Genomic DNA, 13,626 nt, shown 5'->3' with positions numbered 1-13,626 from the left:
CACCGCCCTGAGACCTTCCGACGGAGGGGGGCATATTCCATCGAAAGGCAACATAGGGAGCGAGCAAGGGGCCCGCCCCCCGGAAAGCGCCGTCGGCGGGGGCGACTGATGCCGGCGACACTTTCCAACTCATAGATAGTTATCCCTTGGCCAGCGGCACTGCCACAAAGCGCGACGAACCGCCGCTCTTCACGCGCATGAGAACGCTGTTCTTGCTGTCACTGCGCGCCGCGGTGATCGCATCACGCACCTCGCCGGCGGTGCCGACCGACTTGCCGGCGACCTCGAGGATCACGTCGCCTTCCTTGAAGCCCCGCTCGGCGGCGGCACTCTTGGGATCGACTTCGGTCACGACCACGCCTTCCTTGCCGGCACCGGCCACGCTGTTGGCAGGCGCCACGGTGAGGCCCAATTTCGGCACGTCGGTGCCGCGGGACGAGTTGCCCTTGTCGCTGTTGTCGGTGTCAGCCTTGGCTTCCAGGGTGTTCGGCAACTGGCCGAGCGTGAGGTTGATGGTCTTGTCCTGGCCCTTGTGCAGCACGTTCAGCTTCACGGCATTGCCTGGCGCGAGACCGCCGATGGTGCGGGCGAGTTCGCGCGCATCCTTCACCGGCTCGCCATTCACGGCGGTGATGACGTCACCGGACTCGATGCCGGCCTTGGCCGCGGGGCCGTTGGCCTGCGGTTCGGCAACCAGCGCGCCTTCGGCCTTCTTCATGCCGAGGCTGTCGGCGATGTCGGAGGTCACCGGCTGGATCTGGACGCCGATCCAGCCACGGCTGACCGAGCCCTTGTCCTTCAGCTGGGCGACGACGCTCTTCACGGTCGCGGCCGGGATCGAGAACGCGATGCCGACGCTGCCGCCGGACGGCGAGTAGATCGCCGTGTTGACGCCCATCACCTCACCGGACACGTCGAACGCCGGGCCACCCGAATTGCCCTTGTTCACGGGCGCATCGATCTGGATGAAATCGTCATACGGGCCATTGCCGATGTCGCGGCCGGAGGCGGAGACGATGCCCGCGGTCACGGTGCCGCCGAGACCGAAGGGATTGCCGACCGCCAGCACCCAATCGCCGATGCGCGGCTTGGTGTCGGAAAGCTTGGCAAACTGGAAGTTCGAGCCGCCCTCGACCTTGATCAGCGCGAGGTCGGTGCGCGGATCGGTGCCGATCACCTTGGCGGAATAGGTCTTGCCGTCGTCGGTGGTGACTTCGACCTTGTCGGCGCCGTCGACGACGTGATTGTTGGTCACGGCAAAGCCGTCAGCCGAGATGAAGAAGCCGGAGCCCTGGCCGGTCACGGCCCGGCCGCCGCCGCGCGGTCCACCGCGCAGGCCCGGAGGCAAGCCATCCGGACCGCCGAAGCGGCGGAAGAAGCGCTCCATCGGCGAACCCGGCTGGAACGGCGAGTCGTCATTGTTGCTGCTGTCGTCCTTGGCGACCTTCTCGTTGATGTTGACCTTGACCGAGATCACCGACGGCTTGACGCGCTCGACGATGTCGGCAAACCCGACCGGCTGCTGGACCTTGCGGACCTCGTTGTTGACCTGGGCGTGCGCAGGCGTCGTGAACAAGTCGGCCGGATTGTGCGACGGGCTGAGGCCATAGGTGGCGGCACCGAGGCCGGCCACGACCGACGCCATCAGCGCGAGTTTGCGGGCAGAAAACAGCGAGCGCTTCGGCGCCTTGTAGGACGGGAGGGTCGAGAGGTCGGGACGTTCGGTCATTGGCTGAAATCTCCAGGGCCAGAATCATTGGTGCGGGGGCAAGCACCTGATGTGTCTGAACATGGGGTCATCAGCCTTACGGCGCGCTGGCTGCGGAATTAAACTTTTGTAATTGAGCGGGCCGCTGCTGCGGCAGAATAGCGCAGGCAAATAAAGGGCTTAAAACGGGGAACTAAACCGGTCTGTCCGGCCCGGATTCAGCCGCCAAGAGCCGTTCCAGGCGGGCCTGCTCGTCGGAGGTCAATCCGGGGGTGGAATCGCCCTCGCCGGCGGCCGGATTTGCTTTGCGCCGGCCGAGCCGCCAGAGCGCAAAACCGCCCAGCAGCAGCGCCAGCGGTGGGGTCAGCCACAGCAGTAGCGTATGCTCGTTGAGGCGCGGCTTCAGCAGCACGAATTCGCCGTAACGGGCGACCAGGAAATCGATCACCTGGCGGTCGCTGTCGCCGGCCGCGATGCGTTCGCGCACCAGGAGGCGGAGGTCGCGCGCCAGCGGCGCCTCCGAATCGTCGATCGACTGGTTCTGGCAGACCATGCAACGCAGTTCCCTGGAGAGCTCGCGCGCCCTCGCCTCCTTGGCCGGATCCGCCATGATCTCGTCGGGCAGCACGGCCCGGGCGGGCATCGCGCCGAGCATCAGGGTCGCCGCAAGCACGGCGGCTGCAAGGTTGCGCGGCCGCATCATTCGGCCGCCTGCAATGCGCGCGCCGCCTTGGTGGCCGGTTTCGGCGCACCGACCCGCAAGCGGCGGTCGGACAGCGACAGCATGCCGCCAAAGGCCATCAGCACCGGTCCCCACCAGATCATCAGCACCAGCGGCTTGTGATAGATCCGCACCGCGATGGCGCCGTCGGCCGAGGTATCGCCGAGCGAGATGTAGAGCTGGCTGGCGCCGCGGGTCAGCAGCGCGGCCTCCGTGGTCGAGGCGCCGCGGGTCGTGAAGTTGCGCTTCGACGGGGTCATCACGCTGACCTTGTCGCCGTCACGCGTCACGGTGAATTGCGCGACCATCTCGCGGAAGTTCGGCCCCTGCCGTGCGTTCACGCCGTCGAGCCGCAATTCGTAGCCGGCGACGCGGGCGACGTCGTCCGGCTTCATCGAACCGATATATTCGCTGTTCCAGGTGGTCTCGCAGACGATCCCGATCAGCGCGACACCAAGGCCGGCATGCGCGAAGGCCGTCCCCCAGGTCGCACGCGGCAGGCCCCGCGCACGGCGCAGCGAGAGCGACAGCGGAATCCGGAACAGCGCGACGCGTTCGGCGAGATCGCACAGCGCGCCCATTATGACGAACATGGCAAGCCCGATCGCGAGCGGCGCCAGCGTCGCACCGCCATAGGTCCACGCCCAGACCAGCGCGATCGCAACCAGCGCGGCGATCCCAGCGACCATCAGCCGCTGCGCCGCGCCGAGCAGGTCGCCGCGCTTCCAGGCCAGCAGCGGCCCGAACGGCACCGCGAGCAGCAGCGGCACGAACAGCGGCGCGAAGGTAAAGTTGAAGAACGGCGCGCCGACCGAGATCTTCTCGCCGGTCAGCACTTCAAGCGCCAGCGGATACAGCGTCCCGATGAACACGGTCGCGCAGGCGGTGGTGAGCAGCAGATTGTTGAGCACCAGCGCACCTTCGCGCGAGATCGGCGCGAACAGCCCGCCCTGCTTCAGCGCCGGCGCGCGCCAGGCGTACAGCGACAGGCTGCCGCCGATGAAGACGAACAGGATCAGCAGGATGAACACGCCGCGCGTCGGATCGGTGGCGAAGGCGTGAACCGAGGTCAGCACGCCGGAGCGCACCAGGAAGGTGCCGAGCAGCGACAGCGAGAAGGTCAGGATCGACAGCAGCACGGTCCAGACCTTGAGCGCGTTGCGCTTCTCCATCACCAGCGCCGAATGCAACAGCGCAGTGCCGGCCAGCCACGGCATCAGCGAGGCGTTCTCGACCGGATCCCAGAACCACCAGCCGCCCCAGCCGAGTTCGTAATAGGCCCAGTAGGAGCCCATCGCGATGCCGAGGGTCAGGAAGATCCACGCCATCAGCGTCCACGGCCGCACCCAGCGCGCCCAGGCGGCGTCGATCCGCCCCTCCAGCAGCGCCGCCACCGCGAACGAAAACGAGATCGAGAAGCCGACATAGCCGAGATAGAGCATCGGCGGATGCACCGCGAGGCCGATGTCCTGCAGCACGGGATTGAGGTCGCGCCCCTCGAGCGGCGGATTGGCGATGCGCAGGAACGGGTTCGAGGTGATCAGGATGAACAGATAGAAGGCGCTGGCGACCCAGGCCTGCACCGCCAGCACATGCGCCCGCAGCGACAGCGGCAGATTGTTGCCGAAGGCTGCGACGAGACCGCCGAACAGCGCCAGGATCGACACCCACAGCAGCATCGATCCTTCATGGTTTCCCCACACACCGGTGATCTTGTAGAGCAACGGCTTCAGCGAATGCGAATTCTCGTAGACATTGGCGACCGAGAAATCCGAGGTGACGTGCAGCGTCACCAGCGCTGCGAACGACGCCGCGACGAACAGCAACTGGGCGAGCGCGGTCGAGCGCGCGACGTTCATCAACGCCGCATCGCGCCAGCGTGCGCCGACGATCGGCACGATGGACTGGATCAGCGCCAGCCCCAGCGCGAGCACGAGGGCGTAATGTCCGCTTTCGGCGATCACCGCATGGCTCCCTGGTTCGGCGCCGCGGAGGCGCTCGGCATGCTGTTCGGCTTGGCCCCGTAATCGTCCTTCCAGTGGCCCTGCTTCTTCAGCGCGTCGGCGACGTCCTTCGGCATGTAGGTCTCGTCATGCTTGGCAAGCACGGTGTCGGCGCGGAACACGCCGTCCGCATCGAGCGCGCCTTCCGCGACCACGCCCTGCCCTTCGCGGAACAAATCCGGCAGGATGCCCTTATAGGCCACCGGCAGCGTCGCGCCGCCATCGGCAACGGTGAAGGTCACGGCGAGATTGTCGCCGCGCTTGAGCGAGCCCTGCTCCACCAGGCCGCCGAGGCGGAAACGCTTGCCCGGCCCGAGATGCTTCTCGGCGACCATCGACGGCGTCGAAAAGAACACGATGGAATCGCGCAGCGCGTTCAGCACCAGGCCTGCGGCGATCGCGAGCACGACGAGCGCGCAGCCGATCAATGTCAAACGCCGTTGCTTCCTGGTCATGGCCCATCCTTGCGCATGACGTTCTCCGAAAACCGCTGTGCACTTTTCGGCGTCATGCTCTATCCATCCAGCCCGAGATTCTTCAGCCCCTCATTGAGCTGACGCAACCGATCGGCATCATTGGCCACCGCCTGACGGGCATCCGCGAGCGCGCTCATCGCCTTGTCGCGCTCCCCCATCACGAGATAGGCGCGGACCAGCCGCAGCCAGCCCTCGACATCGTCGCCATTCGTCTTGAGCCGCGTCGCCAGCCGATCGACCATACCCTGGATCATGGTGCCGCGATCGGCCTCGCTCATATCCTTGGCCGCGGCCATCGCACCGTCGGGCAGTGCGGGTGCGCTGACGCCGCCGACGCGCACCAGCGCGGCCTGCACCAGCGGCCGCCACGGCGCGTCAGACGGCGCCTTCGCCAGCATCTTCTGCCAGAGCGCCGCGGCATCAGCCTTGCGGCCGTCCTGCTCGGCGGCGAGACCGAGGAAGTAGTTGGCCTTGGCATCGTCGCCATTCAGCGCGATCGCGCGCTCGAACTCCGCCTTGGCTTCCGCGGTGACGACGCCGCCGGCGGTCCCGATCATTGCCTCGCCGAGATCGGCGCGGCGATCGGCGCTGTCGCCGGCGTAGGTAATGGCATTGCGATAGGCGCGGACGGCGTCATCGTAGCGGCCGAGGCGCGACAGCACCGGCGCCAGCACCGTCCAGCCGCGGCCGTCGGTCGGGTTCTTCTCCAGATGGGCCTCGACCTGCGCCACCAGATTGGCGAGCGGCTGGTTGGCGTCGGCGACCCGGCTGCGTTCGGCGAGCGGGAAGTCGCCAAGCCGCGGCGAGCCGAGCGCGAGATAGAAGCTGGAGGCAATGACCGGCAAACCGACCAGGGCCACGATCGCGGCGGCGCGCCGCAGCGTGAGACTGCCCTGCACCGGGGTTTCACGTCCGCTCTGGTCGGCGGCGGCCAGCAGCCGGCGGCTGATCTCGATCCGCGCGGCATCGGCCTCGGCGGCGCCGATGATGCCGGCGGCCATGTCGCGGTCGATTTCGGCGAGTTGGTCCCGGTAGACCACGACCTCGCTGCCGCCGGTATCCGTCCGCCCGCGCCGGCTGAGCGGCCAAAGCACGGCAAAGATCGCCGCGACCGTCATCAGCGCGAACACAAACCACAGCGTCATCAAGCGGTTCCCGGATGGAACGGCGGCTTCCGGCAAGCCGCCTTAGAATCGCTTTACACTACCGGCGCCAAGCCCGGCAATTGACAATTGCTGGATCGGCGGAAAGTCGAAATCAGGCGGTTTCCGGTGCCGTTCCGGCGGTATTGCAACGGCGTCTCCGGGGCGAAGGCGCGCGCGACCAAAATATCGAAAACAACCCCATGCAAAGGTGCCGGCGGCCGCCGGCACCCAAATGACGACTTGACATGTCGGGCAACTCAGCGCCACACTTCCATTATTCCGAAATTGTGCAAACACTCGTCGTCCCGCCGTGGGCTCGTCGGTTTGACGTCGAAAATGCTTGCGAACGACGGTGCATTTAATTGCTTGACCTATAAGATTGTCCGGCACGCTCAGGGCGCGACTTTGCAATTAAATGCACTGTCACCGTAATCCCCCAAGCTACGCTTGCTTGTTATCGGATCGTCTCAAATGACGCAGCAACAACATCAAACAGTTCAATGTAAGCTCGGATTCCAAGAACATGGTCGCTGGCATCCATGCCCCCCGAGTATAATCGACTCCCATAAACAAGCCGATCAAACGGACTGTTACCTCTCATTTCAAAAGCACAATCTGGATCGCTCTCGTGGGACATCCAGAATACCAACGGGTCCCCTACACGTTTGGGATCACCCCCGAAATCCAGTCCAACCTCGAAGGTAAGACCACAATCCAACTTCTTTTGCCAACGGTTCCGGCGACGCTTGAATGCGAGCGCGGTGCAGAAATGGTCGACGAAAGGAATGACCCCCCTCTTTTTTCCCGTCCATCCTGTCGTCTGGATCTCTAAACGCTCGCTTTCGCGCTTTCTCCAACTCCTAATGGCGATTAATTCGTTCTCTCTAAATTCCAGATCATGCCAGTACTTCCTGAAATGCTCGAGCAGGCATCTGACAAGAGGTCCATTCGGAACATCCGGGTGAGGAAAATCTTTGCGGGCGAACAGCTCATCCAAAAAGGCCGAGCGATATCGCTGCTCAATGAGAAATGTCCTGTTGTCCGAATTCACCTTTCCAACGGCTCGCATCGTCTCCATCGCTACCTCATCCCAATAGCGATTGAGCAAGTCCGCTTGGCTCGCTCCGCAGAACTCGATCATCCTGTTCTGCCACGCAGCCGGCATCAAGAAGCCGCGCGCTTCAAACGCAAGCTGCGTCGACACTCGGCCTGGCCAGTTTGCCAAGACATCAAAAATGGGGTGCTCGTCCATTCAGTTAAGTCTCATGGGGATTACGGTGACAGTGCACTTAGCTCGTTGGCGATTTAGTGCATTGTTACCGTAATTCTTGCCGTCGAAAATGCCCGCGAATTGCGCGGTCGCGCTACCCCGCGCGGGACGACTTCCGCTCGCCGGTGACGGCGTTTTCGGCCGCCCGGTTCATCAGGGAGGCGTAGTCGTGGCCGAACAGCACCTCGCAGAAGCGGATCGCGGCCTTGACCTGCTGCTGCCGGAAGGCACGGACCCGGGCGTCGCCGCCGCGCAGCGACTGCACCAGCCCCTCGGTCGATTGCTCGACATAATGTTGCAGGTCGGAGAAGGTCCGCAGCGTCACCTCGTTGATGGCGAGCTCGCTGGCATAGGTGCGGCAGACCGCGACGAAATCGATCAGGGCGGCGGCGTCCTCGACCTCGGACATGTCGATCTTGGCGCCTGCCGCGATATCCTTGTCGGCGCGCTGGCGCAGGATGCGGCGGACCCGGCCCGGCACGCTGTCGATCTCCGATTGCAGCGCGTTGGAGGTATCGGCACGGACCGAGGTGAGCTGGCGGCCCCAGGTCGAATCGTTGCGCAGATCGAGCTCGGTGCGCAGGCCGCGGACGCCGTCATGCAGGGTCTTGAGCTGCTCGCCGACATAATCGAAATGCCCGCGCTTGATGTCGGTGCGCAGACAAGCCGCGACGAATGACAGGTCATGCAGCGCGATGGTGACGGCGATGCCGTAGGGCGTGGCCGCGACCCGCAACTCATCGTCGGAGGCCGCCATCTTGATGGCGAGGCGGATGATCTGCCATGGCGCGGCGAGCCGCTGTACAATCAGCGACAATGCGAAGGGCAACAGTTGCGGCGTCTGCAGCGACGGCAATTTGAGCGCCTCCGTGGCCGAGGCGATCTGGGAATCGGCGAACACGCGGATCTGGCTCGGCAGCCGGCTTCCCAGGGTTTCCAGCGCCTCGCGGGCCTGCAGCACCAGGCCGATCGGCAGCAAATCCTCGACGACGCTGGGCGGACCGACGCGCGACAGCGCGCGCTGGCGGTCGTCGCCCTGAGCCGGCGCTGCGATCTTCAGAATGGCTTCCGCGGCAGCCAGCTGGAACCTGCGCGCGGAGATCTCCATCGGACCGCTCTCCGTGGCTGCGGCCAGCGCCGCCTCGAATTCGCGGGCCGCCTCGGGCGCGCCCTCACGAGCCAGCCACTGCCAGATCGGCAGCAGCGAGGCACGCCGGAGCTGGCCCGGTCGCGTCGGGAAATTGGTCTCGGCGAGGAACGGTTCGAGCGGCCGGAACAGGAGCCGCGCCGGGTCGTCGCTGCGCGGCTCGATCTGCTCGTCTTCCTCGGCCCCGCGCACGATCTTGCGCAGCTGCTCCAGGACCAGATTGGCAACAGTGACGTCGTCACCGCGTTCGACGGCGCGCTCCAGCTCGCGCATCAGCAGCGCCTGCGATTGCGGCGGAAGCTGTGCGAGATAATCCCTCAGACGCTCGGTCGATTTCTGGCTCATGCGCCCGGTCGTGAAAGCTTGGTGCCCGGCGAAACCGCCGCAGCCCGTCCGCCCGCGATGATAGAGGTGGGCGCGTTAAGAAGCCGTTTAGGAATAATGACGGCAGCGCCGCCCAAAAGGCCTGCGCCGCGTCCGCAGGGCAAATCGCATATGATGTCTGCGAAGATTGTCCGCGAGTTCGCCTCGCCTCTCCCGCTTGCGGGGGAGGCCGACGCGCCCAGCGCGCGGCGGGTGGGGGCTCTCTCCTCGGGTACAGACCGGATAGATACCCGACAGTTTAGACCGGCATGATTGCCGACAGGTTTCTAGAAGCATCGGCGGGAGGGCCCGACGATGCCGTTCAGAGAGACCAGTCGGATGGAAGAGCGTATCCGGATGCTTATGGAGTACGAGAGCGGGAACTGGAGCGTGTCGGAGTTGTGCCGCCGTCACGGTATCTGCCGCGACACGTTTTACGCATGGCGCCAGCGGAAGCAGAGCGGCGATCCGGAGTGGTTCAGGGACCGTTCGCACGCGCCGCAGCAATGCCGACAAACGACCGATGCGGCGATTGCAGAGAAGGTGATCGCGGCTCGGCAGCGCTTTCCCTATCTGGGACCGCGCAAGCTGCTCGCCCTGCTTGACCGCCAGGCGCCGGAGATCGATTGGCCGGCGGCGTCGACGATTGGGAGCATTCTCAAGCGCGCGGGGCTGATCTCGCCGGTGAAGCGCCGCCGCCGTCCGCTCGACCAGCGGCGTCCCTGCACGCCGGTGCAGGAGCCGAACGACGAGTGGAGCGTGGACTTCAAGGGTTGGTTCCGCACCCGCGACCAGTGCCGGATTGATCCGTTGACGGTGGCTGACAGCCACAGTCGCTTCCTGATCGAACTGCAGATCGTCGCACCGACGACCGAGGGCGTCCGCCCCCGCTTCGAGAGGGCTTTCCGCGAGCATGGCCTGCCGCGGGCAATCCGCTGCGACAATGGTTCGCCGTTCGGCTCGCGCGGCGCCGGCGGTCTCACCACATTGTCGGTCTGGTGGCTGAAGCTCGGCATTACGCCGCACTTCATCCGTCCGGCCTCGCCGCAGGAGAACGGTCGCCATGAGCGCATGCATCGCACCTTGAAGGCGCAAACATCGAGCCCACCGGCAGATAATGCGTCCGAGCAACAGGCCCGCTTTGACGCCTTCCGAGAGCATTACAATAAGGAACGTCCTCACGAAGCGCTGGGCCAACGGCCGCCGGAGGACGCCTATCGAGCATCTCAACGCACCATGCCGGATCGCGAGCAAGACCCCTGGTATGACGCCGATCACCAGGCCCGCCGTGTTCGCGGCAATGGGGAGATTAAATGGAAAGGCAAGTTCGTCTTTATCGGTCAGGCGCTGGTGAACGAACTTGTCGGCATCGCCGAACTCGATACCGGTGACCACGTCGTCCGCTTCTGCGACCTCGACGTCGGTCTCATCGACCGCCGCGGCCTGTTCACCCGGTTCGCTCCGCCTCGTGAGGGGCTGCGCGAACCGGGCGAACAGACCGCTTAACCCAAACTGTCGGGGATCATGCCGGTCCAAAATGTCGGGAATCATGCCGGTTGAACAGCGGAGAGAGCCCCCACCCCAGCCCTCCCCCGCAAGCGGGAGAGGGAGCGCACCGCCTTTGCGGCCGCCGTTCAACCCAATCTCATCATGCCTCTATACCGCCGGCAGCACGAGCTCGGCCCGCAAGCCGCCGATCGGCGCGTTATTCAGGGTGAGATTGCCGCCATAGAGGCCGGCGAGATCGGTCACGATCGACAGGCCAAGCCCCGAGCCGGGCTTTGATTCATCGAGCCGCTGGCCGCGCCGCGCCACCTGAGCGCGCTCGTCCTCGGACAGGCCGCGTCCGTCGTCATCGACCACGATGCGCAGCTTTGGCCCGGCACCCTGCGCCTCCGGCGGGACCACACTCACCTCGATGAACACCTGCGAGGCCGCCCATTTGCAGGCGTTGTCGACGAGATTGCCGACCATCTCCTCGAGGTCCTGCCGCTCGCCGCGAAACCGTGCCGCCGGATCGGCCTTCGCCTCGATGGCAAGATCGCGGTCGCGATGGATCTTCTCCATGGTCCGGCGCAGCGCCTCGATCGCGGGAGCGACATCGGTGATGGTGCTGACGATGGTGGCCCGGGCGGCGATCCGCGCACGCTCGAGGTGGTGCGCGACCTGGTCCCGCATCACGTCGGCCTGCTCCAGCACCTTGCTTGCGAAGGGATCGGCGGCATGCGCGGCCGCCTCGTTCACGATCACCGACAATGGCGTCTTGATCGCATGCGCGAGGTTGCCGACATGGGTGCGCGAGCGCTCGACGATCTCCCGGTTGGCGTCGATCAGCGCATTGGTCTCGCGCGCCAGCGGCGCGATCTCGACCGGAAACCGGCCTTCCAGCCGCTCGGCGCGGCCGGAGCGGATATCGGCGATCGCGTCCGAAATGCGCTTGAGCGGCGCGAGGCCATAGCGCACCTGGAAGATCGTGGTCAGCAGCAGCACGATGCCGAGGGCGGCAAAGGTGCCGAACAGATAATAGTCGAAGCTGCGCGTCTCATCGAAGATCTCGGTGGCGTCGCCGGCGACGCTGACCAGGAACTTGCCGTCGGCGCCGAGATCGACCGGACGCTCCACCACCCGCAGGCTCTGGCCTTCGGGTCCGTCGACATAGCCGAGGCGGACGCCGGCGGCGGTCAGCTCGGCGCCGTGCTCCTCGAGCTTCGGCAGCTTCTTGTCCCACAGCGAGCGCGAGGCGCGGGTCTCGCCCTTCTCGGTATCGGTGCGGGTGATCTGCCAGTACCACCCCGACAGCGGCAGGTCGAACAGCGGCTCGCCGAGCGACTGGAACTGGCGGTCCGCCGGCTCGTCCGGCGTCGCCACCTCGGCGATCAGGGTGCGCAGATAGAGATTGAGCCGCCGGTCGAAGGCGCGCTCGGTCGCGTCGCGATAGACCGACGACAGGATGACGCCGGTGATCGCCAGGATCACCACCACCCAGGCGGTCGCCGAGACGAACAGGCGGGTGGCAAGCGAGCTGCCGCCCATCAGGGCACGGGCCCGAACATCGTGTCAGCGCCAACAGACATTGCGAATCCAGTCCTCCTGGCGCGGATCATGCCAATGCCTGCGTACACCGATCAAGCGCTCTAAGAGCATGATCCGATTGAACAGGATATGCTCTTATCCTTTTGTTTGGTCGCGTTTTCTTCACGTGGAGCGAACCGGTATCCATCCCGCATCAAGTGCGGGACAGGCTTCGCTCGAAAACGCTTTAAGAGCATGATCTTTTCGGGAAACCGCTTCACACTTTTCCGGATCATGCTTTAAGTCGGCGGCGACAGCATGTAGCCCAAGCCCCGAACGGTCTGGATGATATCGACTTCCAGCTTCTTGCGGATGCGGCCGACGAACACCTCGATGGTGTTGGAGTCTCGGTCGAAGTCCTGGTCGTAGAGATGCTCGACCAGCTCGGTGCGCGAGACCACCCGCCCGGTGTGGTGCATCAAATAGTCGAGCAGATTGTACTCGTGCGAGGTCAGCTTGATCGGGTTGCCGTTGACGGTGACGCGCTTGGTGCGGGTATTGAGCGCCACCGGTCCGCACACCAGCTCGACCTGGGCATGCCCGGTCGCCCGGCGCAGCAGGGCGCGGATCCGCGCCAGCACCTCCTCGAGATGGAAGGGCTTGGCGACATAATCGTCGGCGCCGGCGTCGAAGCCCTGAACCTTATCGCTCCAGCGGTCGCGTGCGGTGAGAATCAGCACCGGCATCACCCGCTTGTTCCGCCGCCAGGCCTCAAGCACCGAGATACCGTCCATCTTCGGCAGGCCGATATCCAGCACAACCGCGTCGTAGGGCTCGCTGTCGCCGAGGAAATGCCCCTCCTCGCCGTCGAAAGCGCGATCGACCACATAGCCGGCATCCGTCAGCGCGGTGGTGAGCTGGCGGTTCAGATCCGGGTCATCCTCAACGACGAGCAGACGCACATTGGCCTCCGAGAGTGAGCATTGCGATATCCGGCATCAAATGAGGCTTCCCGCCGTGAACGGCCTATGAATGGAACAGCCAGACGAACCTAAATATTTCGTCAGGTGCACCATCCCCAAGACGCGCGCAAGCCTCGCGGGTTCCATCAATCAGATGCGGACGGAGCGCGTTCGGGTTTCAAATAGAAGTATTATAACACCTTTGCCTTGAACGTTTCGCCGGCCATCCCTTGGTCGCGGAACCACTGCCGTCAGCGCTGTGACCATTTGCACAGACAGCGGGCAGTTAACCTTCGGCGGCCATTTCCATGTCGCTGGCACCGGCGATGGGCTAATCCAGCGACGGTGCGGCGGGGGCACAGGGATCGGAAAAGATCATTGCTTGTTTCAAAAATCAGGACGTTCGCAGTGGTTGTCGGCTGGCTTGCGCTGGCCTTCATCGCATTCGTCACACTGTCCTCAATCCAGGACCGGCCCTCGTTTGCCCATCCGCAGGCCGAGCGTTTCGCGGCGTTTGCGGTGATGGCACTGGCCTTCGTGCTGGGTTATCCGCGGCGCACCGCGCTGATCGTGCTCTTTGTCGTCTTCAGCGCCTTCACGCTCGAGGCGATGCAATTGCTGACGCCGGATCGCCACGGCCGGCTGCTTGATGCGGTCGTCAAGGTGGCGGGAGGTCTCGCCGGCATCGGCGCGGGTCGCCTGGTGCTGCTCGTGCTGCGCAGCCAGTTCGGCCGGTTGAGATCGCGCGCGGAACAATCCGCGAGCTGAGCCGCCGGCGCGCTGCTCCCTTCGTCACGCTTGCGGCCGCGCGGGGCATCA

At 65.0% G+C, this 13,626-nt stretch carries 11 protein-coding genes; 2 read left to right on the top strand and 9 right to left on the bottom strand.

What is annotated here, in order from left to right:
- Nucleotides 1–139: 139 nt before the first annotated feature.
- The 7 genes from HAP48_RS31780 to HAP48_RS31750 form a co-directional block, all read right to left on the bottom strand.
- On the bottom strand, nucleotides 140–1,729 hold the full coding sequence (locus HAP48_RS31780; RefSeq protein ID WP_166203838.1) for a Do family serine endopeptidase: 1,590 nt from the start codon (nucleotides 1,727–1,729) through the stop codon (nucleotides 140–142).
- Nucleotides 1,730–1,901: 172 nt separating this feature from the next.
- Nucleotides 1,902–2,408 carry a cytochrome c-type biogenesis protein gene (locus HAP48_RS31775; RefSeq protein WP_166203837.1) on the bottom strand — a complete coding sequence of 169 codons (507 nt, stop codon included), beginning with the start codon at nucleotides 2,406–2,408 and terminating at the stop codon, nucleotides 1,902–1,904.
- Complete coding sequence (locus HAP48_RS31770) at nucleotides 2,408–4,393, bottom strand: heme lyase CcmF/NrfE family subunit (RefSeq protein WP_166203836.1); 1,986 nt, start codon at nucleotides 4,391–4,393, stop codon at nucleotides 2,408–2,410. The genes HAP48_RS31775 and HAP48_RS31770 overlap by 1 nt, the downstream gene beginning before the upstream one ends.
- The gene (ccmE, locus tag HAP48_RS31765; RefSeq protein ID WP_166203835.1) at nucleotides 4,390–4,887 is read right to left on the bottom strand and encodes a cytochrome c maturation protein CcmE; all 498 of its coding nucleotides are present in this window, start codon (nucleotides 4,885–4,887) and stop codon (nucleotides 4,390–4,392) included. Before ccmE ends, HAP48_RS31770 begins: the two co-directional genes overlap by 4 nt.
- Before the next feature lie 59 nt (nucleotides 4,888–4,946).
- Nucleotides 4,947–6,053, bottom strand: a complete 1,107-nt coding sequence (gene ccmI, locus HAP48_RS31760; protein ID WP_166203834.1) for a c-type cytochrome biogenesis protein CcmI — start codon at nucleotides 6,051–6,053, stop codon at nucleotides 4,947–4,949.
- A gap of 454 nt (nucleotides 6,054–6,507) precedes the next feature.
- Nucleotides 6,508–7,305 (bottom strand): hypothetical protein, encoded by a 798-nt coding sequence (locus tag HAP48_RS31755; RefSeq protein WP_166203833.1) that lies wholly within the window; start codon nucleotides 7,303–7,305, stop codon nucleotides 6,508–6,510.
- A 112-nt stretch (nucleotides 7,306–7,417) separates the two neighbouring features.
- Nucleotides 7,418–8,815: a serine/threonine-protein kinase gene (locus HAP48_RS31750; protein ID WP_166203832.1), complete on the bottom strand. Its 1,398-nt coding sequence runs from the start codon at nucleotides 8,813–8,815 to the stop codon at nucleotides 7,418–7,420.
- Nucleotides 8,816–9,172: 357 nt separating this feature from the next.
- Between HAP48_RS31750 and HAP48_RS31745 the strand changes: the two genes are divergently transcribed.
- Entirely contained in the window at nucleotides 9,173–10,339 is a 1,167-nt protein-coding gene (locus HAP48_RS31745) for an integrase core domain-containing protein (protein WP_224496526.1), read from the top strand.
- A 150-nt stretch (nucleotides 10,340–10,489) separates the two neighbouring features.
- On the opposite strand, the gene HAP48_RS31740 is transcribed toward HAP48_RS31745, so the two are convergent.
- Both HAP48_RS31740 and HAP48_RS31735 read right to left on the bottom strand, forming a co-directional pair.
- Entirely contained in the window at nucleotides 10,490–11,866 is a 1,377-nt protein-coding gene (locus HAP48_RS31740) for a sensor histidine kinase (protein ID WP_166203830.1), read from the bottom strand.
- A gap of 278 nt (nucleotides 11,867–12,144) precedes the next feature.
- Complete coding sequence (locus HAP48_RS31735) at nucleotides 12,145–12,807, bottom strand: response regulator transcription factor (RefSeq protein ID WP_163154879.1); 663 nt, start codon at nucleotides 12,805–12,807, stop codon at nucleotides 12,145–12,147.
- A 408-nt stretch (nucleotides 12,808–13,215) separates the two neighbouring features.
- Between HAP48_RS31735 and HAP48_RS31730 the strand changes: the two genes are divergently transcribed.
- Nucleotides 13,216–13,575: a VanZ family protein gene (locus HAP48_RS31730; RefSeq protein WP_175612243.1), complete on the top strand. Its 360-nt coding sequence runs from the start codon at nucleotides 13,216–13,218 to the stop codon at nucleotides 13,573–13,575.
- The last annotated feature ends 51 nt before the right edge of the window (nucleotides 13,576–13,626 follow it).

This window comes from Bradyrhizobium septentrionale (assembly GCF_011516645.4).
GTDB classification, from domain to species: domain Bacteria; phylum Pseudomonadota; class Alphaproteobacteria; order Rhizobiales; family Xanthobacteraceae; genus Bradyrhizobium; species Bradyrhizobium septentrionale.
This window is presented reverse-complemented; position numbering and strand designations above follow the sequence as displayed.